This window comes from Bacteroides sp. AN502(2024), from assembly GCF_041227145.1.
GTDB lineage: Bacteria > Bacteroidota > Bacteroidia > Bacteroidales > Bacteroidaceae > Bacteroides.
This window is the reverse complement of sequence record NZ_JBGFSP010000009.1, coordinates 84,126-101,863: the sequence shown is the minus strand read 5'-3', so window position 1 is coordinate 101,863 and position 17,738 is coordinate 84,126. Positions and strand designations below refer to the sequence as shown.

Below are 17,738 nucleotides of genomic sequence, written 5' to 3'. Positions count from 1 at the left end.
TTTTAATTATAATCTCTAATTTATTTAGTCGCAAAAGTACGAATATTTTTCTTATCTCACGATATAAGTTTCAGAAATTCGTCTTCGCTTAATATGGTTACTCCAAGTTTTTTTGCTTTTTCGAGCTTTGCAGGTCCCATATTATCTCCAGCAAGTATAAAACTTGTTTTCGCAGAAATGCTTCCTACATTTTTCCCTCCGTTTTTCTCGATAAGCTCTTTATATTCGTCACGTGAATGGTGAACAAATACACCACTGATAACGATAGACTGTCCCGCTAACTTATCCGTGTATCCGCTTAAATCTTCCTCGGTGCGATAAAGCTGTAGTCCGGCCTCCTTTAGCTTGCTAACTAACTCACGATTAGACTCATTGGCAAAATATGCAAGTATACTTTGGGCTATTTTTTCTCCGATTTCATCAATGCTTACCAATTTCTCAAGATCTGCCTGTTGCAAATCATCTATATTCTCAAACGATTTTGCTATCTTTTTGGCCACAGTTTCACCGACAAAACGAATTCCCAAGGCAAAAATAACACGTTCGAAAGGAACAGTTTTACTTTGTACAATCCCTGTTATAATGTTCTCCGCCGATTTTTCTCCCATACGATCTAAGCCCTTGATATCATCAGCTGTAAGTTTATATAAATCGGCCGTATTTTTAATTAATCCCATGCGATAGAACATATCCACAGTTTCCGGTCCCAATCCATCAATATCCATAGCCTTTCGACTAATAAAATGCTCTATTTTACCTTTGATTTGAGGAGGACATGCTGTCTCATTGGGGCAATAATGAGCAGCTTCCCCTTCATACCTGACTAATTTACTACCACATTCGGGACAATTGACAATGAATCGAACCTTCTCCCCAAGCATAAAACTACGTGCATCTTTATCTACACCCGTAATCTTAGGAATAATTTCACCACCTTTTTCTACATAAACCATGTCTCCGATATGCAAATCAAGTCCTTCGATGATATCCGCATTATGCAAAGACGCACGTTTTACAACAGTTCCTGAAAGCTGTACAGGGTCTAGATTAGCTACCGGAGTGATTGCTCCGGTTCTTCCTACCTGATATGTCACCTTATTCAATCGGGTCAATGCACGTTCTGCCTGAAATTTATAAGCAATAGCCCATCGAGGAGACTTAGCCGTAAAACCCAGATTCTTCTGTTGCCTCAAACTGTTCACTTTCAAGACAATCCCATCTGTGGCAACCGGCAAATTCTTACGTTCTACATCCCAATAGTTGATAAAATCAAAGACTTCCTCCAATGTCTGGCACTTACGCGTTAAATCAGAGATTTTAAAACCCCATTTTGCCGCTTCCTGAAGATTTTCATAATGTCCGTCACAAGGTAGATTATCTCCCAATAAATAATATAAATAAGCATCCAGCTTGCGAGAAGCTACAATAGAAGAATTCTGCAACTTCAATGTTCCAGATGCCGCATTTCTGGGATTGGCAAAAAGTGGTTCTTCACGCGCCTCTTTCTCCCGGTTCAACTCTTCAAACACTTCCCATGGCATAAGAATTTCCCCACGTATCTCAAAAGAAGCAGGATAATTATCACCGTGCAATACAAGCGGAATAGAACGGATTGTTTTCACATTATCCGTCACATCATCACCCTTTTCTCCATCTCCACGGGTAACGGCACGAATCAACTTCCCATTTTCATAGGTCAATGAAATAGAAGTACCGTCATACTTCATTTCACAACAAATTTCGAAATCCTCATTTAGCGCTTTACGGACACGATCGTAGAAGTCCGTCACTTCCGCTTCCGAATATGTATTTGCCAATGACAGCATAGGATATTTATGGGCCACTTGCGTGAAATTCTTATTCAAGTCGCTCCCCACGCGCATAGTGGGCGAATTTTCATCTTTATATTCAGGATGTGCTTGTTCCAGATCCTGAAGTTCACGCATCTTATCATCAAACTCTTTATCCGAGATTTCAGGGGCATTCAACACATAATAATTATAATTATGCCGGTGAAGTTCGGCACGCAATTCCTCTATTGTTTCTTTTATATCCATATTTCTTCGATTGTTTAAGGCAAAAATACATGTTTATCTTTGAATATTTGTACTTTTGCGAAAAATTAAAAGATTATGCGTATTGATATTATAACAGTTTTACCTCAAATGATTGAAGGTTTCTTCGATTGTTCTATTATGAAACGAGCTCAAGATAAAGGACTTGCAGAAATACACATTCACAATTTACGTGATTATACCGAAGATAAATATCGTCGTGTCGATGATTATCCTTTTGGAGGATTTGCCGGGATGGTGATGAAAATAGAACCTATCGAACGCTGCATCAATGCTTTAAAGGCAGAACGTGCCTATAATGAAGTTATCTTCACGACCCCTGACGGAGAGCAATTCAACCAACCGATGGCTAACACACTCTCTCTAGCACAGAATCTCATTATTCTTTGTGGACACTTCAAAGGCATCGATTATCGTATTCGCGAACATTTGATAACTAAAGAAATCAGCATCGGTGATTATGTATTAACAGGAGGAGAACTGGCGGCAGCAGTGATGGCAGATGCTATCATACGCATCATCCCCGGAGTCATTTCTGATGAACAATCTGCACTTTCCGATTCTTTTCAGGATAATTTGCTAGCAGCACCTGTATATACACGACCTGCTGATTATAAAGGCTGGAAAGTTCCCGATATTCTATTATCCGGGCATGAAGCAAAGATCAAAGAGTGGGAACTGCAACAATCCCTGGAACGCACCAGGAAACTTCGTCCTGACCTATTAGAGGAATAAAACAAATTGTAAATAAAAACGACGGTGAGAATATGCGTAATACTCACCGTCGTTTTTATTTTGCCTTCAGCCTAAAGAGGAATATTCAGTAAATGTTCCCCCCAAATACCATGGCATATGAAGATGATAGAGTATAATCACTTCATATGCCATTATTATTGTCATTTTTCTGTATATTCTCATATACTCTTATCTGACAATACATGAAGTTCCGGAAGAAGTCTTCTGACCTCTTCTGATTCTTTCAGTAAACTCATATCATGCAGCTTTCCCCGTTCTGTTCCTGATCTTGTCAATCATCAGTATGGCATTTGCTGTATGTATTCCGAAGAAAATCCACAGGATTTCCGTCTTCTTGTTCCTTGCCTTTATCCTTGCGAGCGAGTAATGTTGCTTTTGAGTGCCGAAGCTTCCTTCAAGCCGTGTGGCCCTTTCTTTTGAGAGTTCGCTTCTAAGCAGCTTCCTCAAAGGCTCATCTTTGCCCTCCCTTCCCTTGCGCACAAAGGATGTGGATATCCCATATTTAGTACAGAACTTTCTGTTGGCATTATTGGCATATATGGAATCGGCAGCCACACATCTTACCCTTACATTCATCAGCTTCTGCTGCATACGGATACAGTCCTTCAAGCGTATCCCCTCATTGAAAGCCTTGAACGAGAGGTGTTCGATGAACGATATGCCGTCTATCTGTATATTATTGACCTTTGCACCGAACTCGACGGACTTGGTTTCCTTGCCTCTGACGATGGGACGTACATAATGACGGTCGATGCTTATGATGCGGTCACTGACTTTTCGCCCTTCAAACATTTCCTTTTCCTGTACAAGCACCTTTCTGATGATGGAAAGACGCTTATGGTAATCCTGTGTATATCGGAGTAAAGCACCGTACTCGCTATGGAGCCCATCCCTTTGACTGAGGAGCTTTTCAAGAAGCTTGATCATACGGCGCTTAAGCATTCTTGTCCTTGAAGCTCTCCTCTTTCTTTTCTTGCAGTAGGACAGATAGGATTCCGCCACATTCCTGTATTTGTTGCGCGGACGCCTTATGCCCAGATCCCTGCAATGCCGGCATATATGCCTGTAGAGCCATTCGATGCTTTCCCAAAGGAGTTTCATGTCCGTAGGAAAACGCATGTGGCTCTCATAGCATGTGGCATCGGTCATGCAGACGTGAAGGTTATCAAGATAAGGTTTCCAGTGTGAAGCCAGGATCTCCTGGAAGGAATCAATGTCAAGGCGGGATGCTATCTCATTACGGATGCCACTGACTATCTTGAAGTTGGTTATGGGAAGGGACGGGGGGATCATGATTCCACAGAACATCTGGTAGTGTATGTTCCCGTTCAGATGTTCCAACAGTTTCCTGTCGGAGAATCCGGTGTATGCCTTCAGGACCATAAGGGCGATCTTTGCGGAAGGACTGAATATGTTCCTGCGGCCCAAACGTTGTTCAGACAGGCCTGCGGCTTTTGCCATACGATCAAATGGAAAGACCGAATGAAGCCTGCCAAGCTCACTCTCATGAAAACTCTTGCGGTATTTTTCCAGAATATCAAATTCTGTAAAGCCCAAAGTTGGGTGGATTTCTGAAATTTTTTCTATCTTAGCCATATCTTAGTTGGGGAATTTCCCCCGTTTGGGCCGTCAAACCTTGTTTTCGGGGGAATACCTAAAGATACTAAAAAGCCAACTAATTCGCAATAATTTGTGTATGAATTAGTTGGCTCATTTTATAATATTTAATGAATGTCCCTAAAGATTCTGAACGTAGCCGATTCCTCTAAACACAAACTTCTTTTTCATCTGCTATTATCTACTTGTTTATCCTTTCTTTATTTTAAAGGGAAATAGCATTTTTCTTGCAAACTTAATGCGAAGGGCTAGTGTATGTTTTCAATTATACCTCAAGCGCACCAATTATTTCCTTTACAGACTTACATCCGTGTCTTTCTAAGTAATTATTTATACCATCTTCCACTTTGATAGTAACAGCAGGATCTATGAAATTTGCTGTACCAATCTGGATGGCTGTCGCACCTGCAAGCATAAATTCGACAGCATCCTTCCAGTTCATAATACCTCCCAATCCAATGACAGGAATATTTACCTCCTTAGCAACCTGCCATACCATACGTAACGCGATCGGTTTTACGGCTGCTCCCGACATTCCGCCTGTTATAGTTGATAAAATAGGGCGTTTACGTTCCGCATCAATCGCCATACCCAGCAATGTATTGATTAATGACACACTATCTGCACCACTTTCTTCTGCTGCACGAGCTATTTCAGTGATGTCCGTAACGTTTGGGGAGAGTTTTACGATAAGTGTCTTTTTGTAAACTGAACGCACAGCTTTTACTACTTCTGAAGCTCCTTTTGCTGACACACCAAAAGCCATACCACCTTGCTTCACATTAGGGCAAGAGATGTTTAATTCTATAGCAGTAATTTTGTCAAGCTCATTAATGATTTCAGCTGTTTTTACATAATCTTCGATAGCAGCTCCTGAAACGTTTACAATCATATTCGTTTGGATGTCTTTTATACGGGGATATATATGCTTCACAAAGTAATCAACACCCTTATTTTGCAGTCCCACAGCATTTAACATCCCGGAAGGAGTCTCCGCCATACGCGGATAAGGGTTTCCTTCACGTTTGTGAAGAGTAGTCCCTTTTACAATAATACCGCCTATTCGCGCTATATCAATGAAGTCGGAGAACTCTTCACCATATCCAAATGTACCGGATGCTGTCATCACCGGGTTTTTCATTCGTAATTCACCAATGTTTACACTCAAATCTGCCATAGTAGTTTATTTATATTAAAAACAGGACCTTCTTTACATACACATAAATGACCTTCTGTCGTATTTTCCACACAGCATAAACATGCTCCGATACCACAAGCCATTGTATTTTCCAAAGATACTTCACATTCTATCTGATTGCTCTTGGCATATTTTGCCACAGCCATCATCATCGGTTTGGGGCCACAAGTATAAATCTGCTCAAACCGTACCTTATTTAATATAGAATGTTGAGTAACATATCCTTTTTCTCCATGGCTACCATCTTCCGTAGTAGTATACACCTCTCCATATTTGGCAAACTCTTCTAACTGCAACAGATCTTTATCGCTGCGGGCACCTAACAGGAATGTAGGTTTATGCCCCTTTTTAACCAACTGCTCACCTAAATAAAGCATAGGTGCTGTTCCGACACCTCCACCAACTAATAAGAGCTTATCAGAAGCCTCCAAAGGTATTGTATATGCATTTCCCAGCGGAAGCACTACATTTATTGTTCCACCGGGACTAACATCTGCCAAACGTCTTGTTCCATCACCAACCAGCTGGATTAGAAACCAGACCTCATTTCGCTGTTTATCTACAAAATTAATAGAAATGGGACGCCGTAAGAATGTAGTAGGCGAACCATCCACACGGAGTTCGGCAAACTGTCCAGGTAACATTTCGGGCAGTAATGACTGAGAGGTCAATTTTAGCAATACATAGTTTGCATGCAATCTGATATTCTCGGTCACTGTCAGATCTAAAATAAATTTCTTCATGTATGGATATAAAAGTATAAATTCGTATTCTAAGTGCAAAGATACAGGAAATTGCTCAAACCACCGATTTTACTCTTTATTTTTCAGGTCGAAACGTCTCATAGGTGTTATCATCGAAAAATATTCTTATTTCTGTGATTTTTCTAGCAGGCTTTTCTATATACCTAATATCCTGATTTACAATCTCTTGATGGGCATTTTGGGTATTTCTTAATGGCATTTCCTTGCGATTTTCCAGAAGAGTCGGCTCTTTGGACGGATTTACAGGATTCTCGTCGAATAAAGAAGGTAGATAATTCTGGTTAGAGGAAGAAAAGGAAGTTCCTTCTTCCGATACCATCATTTCACCCTTACCATAAAGTAACCATTCAAGGTTTATATAGTCATACTTTTGATGCACCTTCATGACGACCTCTAAACTGGGTTTATTCCGATCGTTCAAAATGTGAGAGAGAGTAGATTGTTGCACTCCAATTGTTTCAGCAAAAACTCTAGGAGGAACTTTTTCTCTTTCCATTATCATTCTTATTCTGTCCTTTATTTCCATACTACCTTCTTTTTATTACAATTGTATGTATTATGTATCTATTTCACAAAAATATGCACTACCTTATCGAATGTACAAAGGTAATTATTTGAATTCACAAAAGCAAATTACAAATATAAAAATGAAATATCACAAGAGTAATTTCACTTTATACGAATCGTATATTACGCTTATATATAGGATAAAAATGAATTATTACGGATATATAGTTTCAATTTAATTAAATAATATAAAGCACAGATATACAGAAATATATTTAATAATAAAACGCAGATTATACAGGAATGTTCACAAATATACATACCACACAGAGAAAACATCTATAGTATAAATTGAGATAATGAATCATATAATATTGATTTATAATAAAATAATACAGATAAAAGTATTTGTTAATGCCTAAATAACTACCTTTGTATATTTGATATTATTTTTGTAAACATCTGAATATACTATTGTGAATACCATCTACTGATTACATCTGAAATTACTTCACACGCGTACACGATACATTTGTAACTACATAAATGCACAAAGGTAAATATTGATAGTTGCAAAAGCAATAAAAGGAAGAGATCAACTCATACTTCACCAATGTATATTGCTATTTTTTTCTAATCATCCTTTACAATCTCCTCTAAAAAGAAAATCCTTGCAATATTTCTATACCGATCTCCACTTATTTATTTTTTTTCGATTCCAGGAGGCTCTTTTTCAGCATAAACAAATGAAATACAGAGATTTACTTCTATAATTCAGATTCTCTTTTTCTATTAAACTAGAAAAAATGTAAGCATTCGGTAAACCACGTTGCAATTTTTGTGAAATTAGTTCCGAATCGGTGCTATTCGTAGTCGATTCGGAACTAATAGTATCTATTCGGAACAAGTTTGATTGGATTTTACCCAATTACGTGGTAGAAGTTCTTCCATATTCTTCTCATCCCTTTCATAATATGGAATTTTGCTCAGGACATCTTCCATCCAGATTCTGGGGTCTACTTCTGCTGATTTGCAGGTTGAAATCAGTGAGTATACGATGGCAGCCCTGTATGCTGATGCATCGTTTCCGCAGAACAGATAGTTCTTTCTTCCCAAAGCCAAAGGTCTTATGGCATTTTCTATACGGTTGTCATCAATTTCGATTCTTCCGTCGTTTACGTATCTGGAAAGTCTTGGAAGGAGCGTGTACGTATATTCGATGGCTTTACCCATACGGCTTTTAGGAAGCACTCTAAGATAGGTGTCCTGCAGCCACTTTTCAAATTCAAGTATCAGCGGATAGGCCTCACTGATACGTTTTTCCTTACGCTCTTCAGCTGTGAGCCCTGCATCATTGGCTTCAGATTCTATCTTGTACAACTTGCCGATGTAGTGTATTGCCTGTGTGGCCAGGGTCCTGTTCTCTTCCAGGGCATCCACGTACTTCCTTCTGACATGTGCCCAACAGCCGACCATAGTGATTCCTTTCACCTGCTCAAACTGTTCGTAAGCTGCATAGCCGTCACATTGCACAATGCCATGGTAACATCCCAGCAGTTCACGGGCTACAGTCCCCGAACGGCTGCCACGGTCATAATGGAACATGACGTCCCCCGTGATGCCGTCGCGTACGCACCACTCATACCCCTTTTTCGCCTTATGTTTCTCATTGTCCAGCACAGGAATGACACTCTCGTCCACTTGTATATACTCACTGGAGAGTATCTTCTGTTTGAGCAGGTTGTACAGCAACCTGAGTTTCTCCACCGCCATTTCATACCATCCGCACATGGTAGATTCGCTTATGCTGATTCCTGATTCGCGATACTGCTGTATCAGACGATAGAACGGGAGATGATACATGAACTTGCCGATGATAATGTCTGTCAGGACCGAGGCGCCTGCCATACATTTACTGACCGGAACAAGAGGTAGAGGGTGAATCAGGATCTGTCTTTCCTCGGGGTATTTCTCCATATCGGACTTACTTATCACTTTGTGACGGACAGTCTTCAGGATATACAATTTTGCCGGAACACGTTCCAGGCGTGAACTCTCTTCCTTTCCGATTTCAATGAAATCATCCTTAAGCCTGCCTTCCTCGTCTGTTGTCCCTTCGGGGTAAAGATCAACAACCTCTACCGCAAGAGAAGATGTATCCAAGGGCTTGCGGGCCGGCTTCTCCTTGACTTTTATGGTTCTGGTGATTTCTTCATCGCTTTTGCGGACTTCCTCCTCCATCCGGGATATTTCCATGGAGGACATTTCAGCTTTTGAGAACAGGAACAGTTGGTTGGGATCAAGCGGAAGATTCTTCTCGCTCATCCGGCCAAAGACTTTTTTCCGAAGCCAGTACAGCGACTGTTCCAGTGAGGAAACCCTGCTGATAAGCGCCGCTTTATCCTGACGGAGCTGCTCTAATTCTTCCAATAAGGCTTTTTCCTGTTCCTCCGTAAGCATCTGCATCTCATTTTTTCACAATGTAAATATACTAAAATCCAATGACATACAAAAGCAAACAGAGTAAAAAATCCGATACTATTTTCGAAGTTTCTGCAGGTTTTCAAGTCTCGTGCGACGGGAGTCACGGGCTTCCATGATACCCTCCACTATCATGACAAGTTCCCGCCATTCTATATTTGTACAGACCTCATTGTCGTTGGCAGAATCAGGTTTACCTAAGGTACCGGCTTCCAGAAGTTTGGAATATAACACCATGCCGCCAGGCTCCCAATGCAGGAGTTTTATACGGTCACGGGCACGGTTTATGAAGATATACACGTTGCCGTTACAGGGGTCCTGACCCATGGCGTCGGTGATGATACCGCTGAGGGTATGGAAGCTTTTGCGCATATCAGTCGGGCGGTTATACAACAGATAGCGCATACTGTCATTAAGGCTGAACATGGCTGCAGGACCGGATGATTGAAAACAGTTCCTTTTCATTTAGCTCACCACAAATGCGTATGGCACTACCGGCCGGTGTACGTATTTCTATCTCTTTCAATCCGCTTGGCGTGGTCGGTGTACTTTTCTGTTTCCGTCCGGTTGTACCGGCAAATGAAGGAACCGGAACAAAAGATCCGCTATGCGGAAGCTCGATAAACTCACCTTGAGCCGTTTTACCAGATGATTGCTCGGCGGCATAACGGGATTTGCTGTCATAAAACCGCCATACAGGGATATTGAGTTCCTCTAATCTTGACTTATAAGTCACTTTGTGCTCTTTGCAGTAGTTCATTATTTCTACTACTTCTTCTCGTGTCATCATAACTTGGCTTTTTGGACGTAAAGTTAATGATGGAAGGTGGAGACGAAAATACGTGGTTTACCGAATGCTTACGAAAAAATAGGCTTATAGTAATCAAATATACTCTGGATTATCAAAATGACACTAATGGATGATTTTAGAGAAAAGAAAAAATCTCCATTCTCACTATAAAACGATACCTTTAAAATTCAAAATGCTTTTTCGATAAAACTCAAGAATAAGTAAACTTTTCTTGTTTAAAAATCAAAGCTCCTATTTAAAAGAAAAAACTCCCCTGAAGAGTAGATCAATACAATATTCTTAAAAATATATTTTGTGTAGTTAGTTAAATGGATAACTCTATAAAATTACAAAAGGAGTAAATCAATTTGTAAAATAATTACTGGTATTATGAAAGTCTTTTTATAATGGAAGTAATTGCGGAAATACAAAAAAAAGACATATACTTCCCGTTTCTATCTATGGTAAAAGTATATGTCTGATTATATGAGTAATTCATACTCCTACTTAATGCAAAATTTTGAACACTAATTCACGAAGAATATCTCCATCTGTCATAGAACTATTTTGGACTCCTTTAGATTTTGCATCAGCATATCGTATTTCTCCAACAATCTGCATGGTCTTTACTCCGCTATATTTTCGCATTGCTGCCATATAATCCCGAGCCTGCCAAGTAGTTTTTAGTCCTAGCATATTTGCAATCCCTTGCTCTGATTTATCAGGTGCATAATAAGCCAGCATTAGGTTGGAATAAAAACTGAATAATAAAGATAAAGTCATTTGGATCGGATTAGTTTTCGGATTTTCCTCAAAATATTTTATTATCTTATTTGCTTTCAATATATCCTTTTCCACTAAAGCGCTTCGCAATTCAAAGTTATTATAGTCTTTGCTTATACCTATGTTTTTTTCTATCTGTTCAGAAGTTACGCGTTTTTCTCCGACAGGTAAAGTGATAATTAACTTTTCAAGTTCTCCGGTCAAGCGACTCAAATCTGAACCTACAAAATCAGCAAGTATAGCAGTTGCCTTGGGCTCCATATCAACTCCTTTCCGTTTCATATACGAAGCTATAAAACCTGGAAGTTGCGCATCCTTGATTTTTTTAGATTCGAACAGCACGCCAACTTTGTCCACCTCGGCAGCCAGTTTCTTTCTACGATCCAACGTTCCATGTTTATGGCATATCACTAAAATGGTGGAAAGCAAAGGCTTTTGAAGATAGTACGACAACTCTTCCATATTGCGTACCGCCTGCGCTTCCTTAACTACTACTACTTGGTGTTCCGACATCATAGGATAACGCTTTGCGGCATTTATTATCGTTGCCACGTCCACATCAGCTCCATATACAACAGTCAGGTTGAATTCTTTTTCCGTTTCGCTCAACACATTATCCGTTATGTAATCTGCGATCAAGTCGATATAATACGACTCTTCTCCCATCAGATAATAGATAGGACGATACTGTTTGGCTCTCAATTCTTTGAGAATGTCATCACAGGTCAGTTCTTGTTTTGCCATATATAATTAAGAAAGACCAGATTACCAGTCGAATTTCAAGTGTTTAACAGTTTTCTTTTCATCAATAATCATACGCAAAGACGCAATACCTATTTCAACATGCTCTTCTACATAATTTCTGGTAACCAAATTATCACTTCTATCTGTTTTTACTCCATCGGGAGTCATTGGCTGATCGGACACCAATAATAATGCACCGGTAGGAATATGATTGGCAAAGCCACAACTGAATAATGTTGCGGTTTCCATATCAACTGCCATAGCCCGAGTCTTTTTCAAATATTCTTTGAATGCATCATCATGTTCCCAGATACGACGGTTAGTGGTATATACAGTACCGGTCCAATAGTCACGGCCTTTGTCACGGATGGATGAAGAAACGGCACGCTGCAACATAAATGCAGGTAATGCAGGAACTTCAGGAGGGAAATAATCGTTGGAAGTTCCCTCTCCACGGATAGCTGCAATGGGAAGGATCAAGTCGCCAAGCTGGTTTTTCTTGTCGATGCCACCACATTTTCCCAAAAACAGACAGGCTTTGGGTTGAATAGCGCCCAGCAAGTCCATGATGATAGCAGCGTTAGGGCTTCCCATACCAAAGTTAATCATAGTGATGCCTTTGGCAGAAGCAGAAATCATATTCGCATCCCTTCCTAAGATGGGAACATTAAACTGATTTGCGAAAATTTCGACGTACTTGTTGAAGTTAGTCAACAGAATATATTTTCCAAAATCCTCCAGATTACGTTTTGTGTAACGGGGCAGCCAATTAGCTACGATTTCTTCTTTTGTTTTCATAATTATCTATTAAATTTGTACTCCCAATAATGGGAACTATTATTTAACTTACAAAAATAATAAATGTTATCGTTAAACCTACCAGCATTCGACGCTAAAATAAACGTACGAAACGGAAAAAATGTAATTTTCGATGTAATTCGCAAACGATATGTCGCTCTTACCCCTGAAGAATGGGTACGGCAACACTTTGTTCACTTTCTTATTGCACACAAAGGATATCCGACCGGCCTTCTGGCCAATGAAGTAATGGTAAAGTTGAACGGTACTACCAAACGATGCGACACCGTACTTTATCGGAGGGATTTGTCAGCTCGGATGATTGTGGAATATAAAGCACCACATATCGAAATCACACAGGCTGTTTTCGATCAGATCACCCGATATAATATGGTATTGAAAGTAGATTATCTGATTGTCAGCAACGGAATGAACCATTATTGCTGCCGGATGGATTATAAAAATCAGAGTTATATTTTTCTGAAAGACATTCCAGACTACCAATCATTATAAACTCTAATATTCAAAATCCATTGTTACAAGATCCGTTTATTTATCCCACTGGAATTATTAAAATCCATTTGTGACAGTTTCAAAAATAAGAATAACATTAAAGGGTCAGTTTGTTGATCGATTCCCTATTATGCGAGAACTTGTTAAAACAAAAGAGGCTGTCTAACAAGTCCTATTTTAACGATTTTACCCCTGCCAGAATAGCTTTGGCAGGGGTGACTTCTAATTACCGATACCTGTTAGACAGTCTCTACCATATAATCAAATACTTACTATTTAGTTACTTTCCTTATTCAGCAGTTTTTCTTCTGATAGCTCTTTTGGTAGTAGTTGCCGGAGCTTCTTCTACCTTATGATCGATTTGTACACCAGCTAATTCCGGGTCAATCATAATACGTCCGCAATATTCACAAACGATCACTTTCTTACGAGAACGGATATCCAGTTGTCTTTGGGGCGGAATTTTGTTAAAACAACCACCACATGCGTCACGTTGCACATACACAATACCCAATCCGTTGCGAGAATTCTTACGAATACGTTTGAAAGACTGCAACAGACGTGGTTCAATCTTCGTTTCCAAGTCTTTAGCCTTATCTCTCAGTTTCTCTTCTTCCTGCTTGGTTTCCGAGATAATTTCATCCAGTTCGCTCTTTTTCTGCTCCAAGTCTTTCTTTCTCTCGTTAAGAATCTGATCGTTCTTTGTCACTTCAGCCTCTTTTTCTTCTTTATTAGCAGAATATTCCTTGATTCTCTTTTCACAAAGTTCGATTTCCAATGTCTGGAATTCGATTTCCTTCGTCAAGAAGTCATATTCACGGTTGTTGCGAACATTATCTTGTTGTGATTTATATTTTTCTACTGAAGCCTTGGCTGTTTCGATTTCTACTCTCTTGCCGGCAATAGCGGATTTCAGTTCATCCACTTCTGCTTTGATCTTGTCGATACGGGTACTCAACCCGGCAATTTCATCTTCAAGGTCTTGTACCTCCAACGGAAGTTCACCTCTCAATGTCTTGATTTCATCAATCTTAGACAACATCGTTTGCAGTTGGAACAGTGTCTTCAGTTTCTGTTCTACCGTCAATTCATTCGGATCTTTTTTTGCTTCTCTAGCCATTTTACTTATAAATATTTTATGGGATTCGTATTTATCTTACTCAATTGGAGTGCAAAATTAGGAAATAAATCCCGAATTATGGAATAAAAAATTTCTTTTGTATATTGTTCGCTTTCATAATGACCAATCTCCGCCATCAGAATATCTTCTTCGTGACCGAAATAATCATGATATTTAATTTCACCGGTAATAAAAACATCCGCTCCCGACCGGATTGCCTGTGGAAGCAAAAATGCACCTGCACCACCACACAATGCCACTTTCCGTATCTCTCTTCCCTTCAACTTGTTGTGACGTAGACATCTCACTTCGAATATCTTCTTGATACGTTTCAAAAATTCGGGTTCTGCCGCTGGCTCATCCAATTCACCGACAATTCCCGAACCCGCCTGCGCCCAGTCGTTCAATAACGGATAGATGTCGAATGCCGGTTCCTCATAAGGATGGGCAGCCAATAAAGCCTTCACAGCTTCCGCTTTCTTATATATAGGAAGAATGGTTTCAATCCTTACTTCATTTTCATGATGCAATTCACCGATTGTTCCACAGAAAGGATGCGTTCCCTCTTTTGCCCGGAAAGTCCCCTCTCCTCTCAGATTGTAACTGCATGAATCATAGTTACCTATGTTTCCACACCCGGCTACAAACAGTGCTTCACGCACACTATCGGCTTGTGCATCAGGAACGAAAGTCACCAGTTTAATCAGACTGTTTTCTTTCGGTTCGAGCACTTTCAAATTCTTCAAGCCTATTTTCTCTGCTATCTTGTAATTGACTCCCCCCTGTGCATTATCGAGATTAGTATGTGCAGAATAGATCACAATATCATTTTTTATTGCTTTCAGTATGCAGCGTTCCACATAATCTTTACCCGTGATAGATTTATAACCTTTAAAAATAAGCGGATGATGCGATATAATAAGATTATACCCCAACGCGATAGCTTCATCCAACACAGCTTCGGTAACGTCAAGACACAACAAAGCCCCTGTTGCTTCCACTTCTGTCAATCCGATTTGCAGGCCGGCATTATCAATGCCGTCTTGCAATGGCAGAGGTGCGAATCGTTCAAGGGCGCTTACTATTTCCTTAATTTTCATTATTGGTAGAAAATTGAGTTGCAAATATAATAAATAAAAAAGGAATAATCATACTAAATGGTCATTTTTTAGAGAATTTATCGTTATTCCATTACTACGTTTCGAAATAAAAACAAATGATAAAACTCGGTCTAAAGTATCCGTTATTTATTTAAATTCTGTACTTTTATCCCATATAAATAATAAATACCATGAAAACAAATCTGTTCCTACTGTTCCTATTAGTTGTGATATTCTCTTGCCAACTCAAAAAGAGTGATAACACCGAAGCCGTTATAGCTGAAACTGCAAAAATTGACGACATAGAGGATTGTGCGGTAGATACGGTCAAGGCCACTGCCATCTTCTGGATTGATAAAGTAGAAACCAAACACTGCAAAGAGTACGGCTTTCGCACAATCAAAGCTAAAGTGCTCATTCGCGAAAACGGAAAGGTTGATTTGCTGTCATTCGCTAAAAAACAATCACCTGATGTTGAGAAGTATATACGCCATCATCTTTCCAAATTTCAAGTGACGGAAAAAATGTTTAAAGGGGAGTATGTGCAGCCCGGAGAACAATTCGTGCAGCTTCGCTGCTTATGGGGAATGTTGAAAGGCAAATAATAAACGCACTAATAACCGGTTATCTTTTGCTTTTCATTTGTACCTTGTTTTTCAGTGCATACCGTTCGTCTACCACCCTATCCGTAGGAAAGAAAGTAAAAATAAGCCGCCACTCCCCTTTCTTATAGATAAATTTACGTCCGCTGACTCCACGAAGAATCGCTTCATACTTTTCCCACAGAAATGCTTCGATATGTTCCGGCATATCATTGCCGGATGCCGAAAACTCCACAGTTATAAAAAAATGCGGAATAGATATTTCTGCTACTTTACGGAATATTTGGTCGATGACTGTCATTTCCCGGGTTCTTTGGTTATCTCTAATAATTTCCCGTATGCGTCAAAAGATCGGCGTGAAGCCAATGAAATAGTTATCATCAGCGACAGCATAGATGCTGTAAAAGTAATTACCATAATCATCATCTGGTACTTGATGGCAACGTTCGGGCTGCTTCCTCCCAGAATTTGTCCAATCATTGTGCCTGGAAGAGCAACCAATCCCATCACGGAAATGTTCGCAATTAGCGGACTGAAAGATTTAATAATGGCCTGCCGGATAAATGGAGCCTGCGCTTCCTGCCTTGTTGCTCCGTTTCCCAATAAATAATGGTACAACTGTTGTTCGCGTTTCAATCCGCTATAATAAGTATTCAACGCTATCACATTGCTCGAAAGCATATTGCCCATCAGGATGCCAAATATGGGAATAGAGTATTGGGCGCTAAATATATTGTCCAGTTGAAGAACAATACCGACAAAATATAAGCCTACCAATACAACACTACAAAAAAATCCTACCATAATAGGGATTAATAAGACCCGACGTTTCAGCTGGGTACGTACCAATGCCGTCTGTCCAGCTACAAATACCATAATTACCACCCAAAGGAAGTTGATCCAGGGATTGTTCCATAAAAAAAGATATTTCAGATACATCCCGATAAAGAATAGTTGGATAATCATCCGCAATGTACCAATCAAGGCAGGTTTCAGTAGTCCCGTTTTAAACTTCCAAAGATAGAAGAACGGAATAGTAAGCAAAAGCAAGCCTATAAAAAGATTATAATATGATATATCAATCGTTCCCACAGTATATTCTTATCAATTTTATTCGCGTTAGGATTTTATTAAACCGTTACAGCTCTATTAAAAAATGACATCCCGATGCAAAGTCCTTGTCGTGAGACACTGCAAGTACAGCCGCTCCTTTTTCCGCCTGTCGCCGGAAAAAAGAAAGTACCTTATCGGTCGATTCGGAATCCAAAGCAGAAGTCGGTTCATCTATGATAATGAGAGGTTTATCAAGCATCGCAGCCACTGCAAGCATGATGCGTTGCCGTTGTCCGCCCGACACCTCATTCACTCTTTTTGTATACAAATCATGTTCCAGTCCCAATTCGTCAAAGCAAGTGAAAAGCCTTTCTTCCGAAAAAGGGACCGAACGGTTCACTTTCAACTCGAACGGCAGGGCAACCATTTCTTTCACCCATTCGAACGGCAATGCCAGTTCCTGAGGAATCCATGCAATCTGCCGTCTGACTGCATCAATAGTCGATTTATCCAGCACCATTCCTCCGACCCTGATTATCCCTTCTTTCAACGGAACAAAACCCATTATCGCGTTCAGTAACGAAGTCTTTCCACAACCAGATTGTCCCACAATACAAGCAGTTTCTCCCCTCTCCAATTTCATATTAAAACCAGAGACAAGAACTTCCGTCCCAAAAGCAATACAAATGTTCTCAACATGTAGCATTTAACCGTACTTTTTGAAAATTTCACCAAAAGTATAAAAAAACAAGGGCATACGTATCAAAATCCCTTTGTTTTCTTTTAAAATTTTCTTAGGACGACATGTTTTGTCGTCACGTGACATTATCTTTGCTC

General features: G+C 39.8%; 18 protein-coding genes. 3 read left to right on the top strand and 15 right to left on the bottom strand.

What is annotated here, in order from left to right; translation table 11 throughout:
• Positions 1 to 56: 56 nt before the first annotated feature.
• Positions 57 to 2,057 (bottom strand): NAD-dependent DNA ligase LigA, encoded by a 2,001-nt coding sequence (ligA, locus tag AB9N12_RS17270; RefSeq protein ID WP_369893366.1) that lies wholly within the window; start codon positions 2,055 to 2,057, stop codon positions 57 to 59.
• Between the two features lie 75 nt (positions 2,058 to 2,132).
• Between ligA and trmD the strand changes: the two genes are divergently transcribed.
• Positions 2,133 to 2,810 carry a tRNA (guanosine(37)-N1)-methyltransferase TrmD gene (trmD, locus tag AB9N12_RS17265; RefSeq protein WP_369893364.1) on the top strand — a complete coding sequence of 226 codons (678 nt, stop codon included), beginning with the start codon at positions 2,133 to 2,135 and terminating at the stop codon, positions 2,808 to 2,810.
• A gap of 258 nt (positions 2,811 to 3,068) precedes the next feature.
• On the opposite strand, the gene AB9N12_RS17260 is transcribed toward trmD, so the two are convergent.
• The 9 genes from AB9N12_RS17260 to AB9N12_RS17220 all read right to left on the bottom strand — a co-directional run bounded on the left by AB9N12_RS17260 (position 3,069) and on the right by AB9N12_RS17220 (position 12,513).
• Positions 3,069 to 4,427: a transposase gene (locus tag AB9N12_RS17260; RefSeq protein ID WP_369893363.1), complete on the bottom strand. Its 1,359-nt coding sequence runs from the start codon at positions 4,425 to 4,427 to the stop codon at positions 3,069 to 3,071.
• 286 nt (positions 4,428 to 4,713) lie between these two features.
• Complete coding sequence (locus AB9N12_RS17255; RefSeq protein ID WP_369893362.1) at positions 4,714 to 5,625, bottom strand: dihydroorotate dehydrogenase; 912 nt, start codon at positions 5,623 to 5,625, stop codon at positions 4,714 to 4,716.
• The gene (locus AB9N12_RS17250; protein ID WP_369893361.1) at positions 5,613 to 6,389 is read right to left on the bottom strand and encodes a dihydroorotate dehydrogenase electron transfer subunit; all 777 of its coding nucleotides are present in this window, start codon (positions 6,387 to 6,389) and stop codon (positions 5,613 to 5,615) included. The genes AB9N12_RS17255 and AB9N12_RS17250 overlap by 13 nt, the downstream gene beginning before the upstream one ends.
• 76 nt (positions 6,390 to 6,465) lie before the next feature.
• Entirely contained in the window at positions 6,466 to 6,936 is a 471-nt protein-coding gene (locus AB9N12_RS17245) for a helix-turn-helix domain-containing protein (protein ID WP_369888916.1), read from the bottom strand.
• Positions 6,937 to 7,811: 875 nt separating this feature from the next.
• Positions 7,812 to 9,377 carry an IS66 family transposase gene (locus AB9N12_RS17240; RefSeq protein WP_369892453.1) on the bottom strand — a complete coding sequence of 522 codons (1,566 nt, stop codon included), beginning with the start codon at positions 9,375 to 9,377 and terminating at the stop codon, positions 7,812 to 7,814.
• A 78-nt stretch (positions 9,378 to 9,455) separates the two neighbouring features.
• A complete protein-coding gene (gene tnpB / locus AB9N12_RS17235) occupies positions 9,456 to 9,824 on the bottom strand; it encodes an IS66 family insertion sequence element accessory protein TnpB (RefSeq protein WP_072542649.1) in 369 nt (122 codons plus the stop codon).
• Positions 9,811 to 10,188: a hypothetical protein gene (locus tag AB9N12_RS17230; protein ID WP_369892908.1), complete on the bottom strand. Its 378-nt coding sequence runs from the start codon at positions 10,186 to 10,188 to the stop codon at positions 9,811 to 9,813. The genes tnpB and AB9N12_RS17230 overlap by 14 nt, the downstream gene beginning before the upstream one ends.
• A 507-nt stretch (positions 10,189 to 10,695) precedes the next feature.
• On the bottom strand, positions 10,696 to 11,715 hold the full coding sequence (gene holA / locus AB9N12_RS17225; RefSeq protein WP_369893360.1) for a DNA polymerase III subunit delta: 1,020 nt from the start codon (positions 11,713 to 11,715) through the stop codon (positions 10,696 to 10,698).
• 21 nt (positions 11,716 to 11,736) lie between these two features.
• On the bottom strand, positions 11,737 to 12,513 hold the full coding sequence (locus tag AB9N12_RS17220; protein ID WP_369893359.1) for an AMP nucleosidase: 777 nt from the start codon (positions 12,511 to 12,513) through the stop codon (positions 11,737 to 11,739).
• Positions 12,514 to 12,576: 63 nt separating this feature from the next.
• Between AB9N12_RS17220 and AB9N12_RS17215 the strand changes: the two genes are divergently transcribed.
• Positions 12,577 to 13,026, top strand: coding sequence for a type I restriction enzyme HsdR N-terminal domain-containing protein (locus AB9N12_RS17215; protein ID WP_369893358.1), 450 nt, complete (start codon positions 12,577 to 12,579; stop codon positions 13,024 to 13,026).
• Between the two features lie 289 nt (positions 13,027 to 13,315).
• Here AB9N12_RS17215 and AB9N12_RS17210 read toward each other — a convergent pair whose 3' ends face one another.
• Both AB9N12_RS17210 and AB9N12_RS17205 read right to left on the bottom strand, forming a co-directional pair.
• Positions 13,316 to 14,146 carry a zinc ribbon domain-containing protein gene (locus AB9N12_RS17210; RefSeq protein ID WP_369893357.1) on the bottom strand — a complete coding sequence of 277 codons (831 nt, stop codon included), beginning with the start codon at positions 14,144 to 14,146 and terminating at the stop codon, positions 13,316 to 13,318.
• Positions 14,147 to 14,151: 5 nt separating this feature from the next.
• Complete coding sequence (locus AB9N12_RS17205) at positions 14,152 to 15,246, bottom strand: Nif3-like dinuclear metal center hexameric protein (protein WP_369893356.1); 1,095 nt, start codon at positions 15,244 to 15,246, stop codon at positions 14,152 to 14,154.
• A gap of 191 nt (positions 15,247 to 15,437) precedes the next feature.
• Here AB9N12_RS17205 and AB9N12_RS17200 point away from each other — a divergent pair, with 191 nt between their 5' ends.
• A complete protein-coding gene (locus tag AB9N12_RS17200; RefSeq protein ID WP_369893355.1) occupies positions 15,438 to 15,851 on the top strand; it encodes a DUF4891 domain-containing protein in 414 nt (137 codons plus the stop codon).
• 19 nt (positions 15,852 to 15,870) lie between these two features.
• On the opposite strand, the gene AB9N12_RS17195 is transcribed toward AB9N12_RS17200, so the two are convergent.
• The 3 genes from AB9N12_RS17195 to AB9N12_RS17185 are packed head-to-tail and all read right to left on the bottom strand — an operon-like array spanning position 15,871 to position 17,607.
• Complete coding sequence (locus AB9N12_RS17195; protein WP_369893354.1) at positions 15,871 to 16,149, bottom strand: hypothetical protein; 279 nt, start codon at positions 16,147 to 16,149, stop codon at positions 15,871 to 15,873.
• Positions 16,146 to 16,940, bottom strand: a complete 795-nt coding sequence (locus AB9N12_RS17190; protein ID WP_369893353.1) for an ABC transporter permease — start codon at positions 16,938 to 16,940, stop codon at positions 16,146 to 16,148. The genes AB9N12_RS17195 and AB9N12_RS17190 overlap by 4 nt, the downstream gene beginning before the upstream one ends.
• 46 nt (positions 16,941 to 16,986) lie before the next feature.
• On the bottom strand, positions 16,987 to 17,607 hold the full coding sequence (locus AB9N12_RS17185) for an ATP-binding cassette domain-containing protein (protein WP_369893352.1): 621 nt from the start codon (positions 17,605 to 17,607) through the stop codon (positions 16,987 to 16,989).
• Between the last annotated feature and the right edge of the window lie 131 nt (positions 17,608 to 17,738).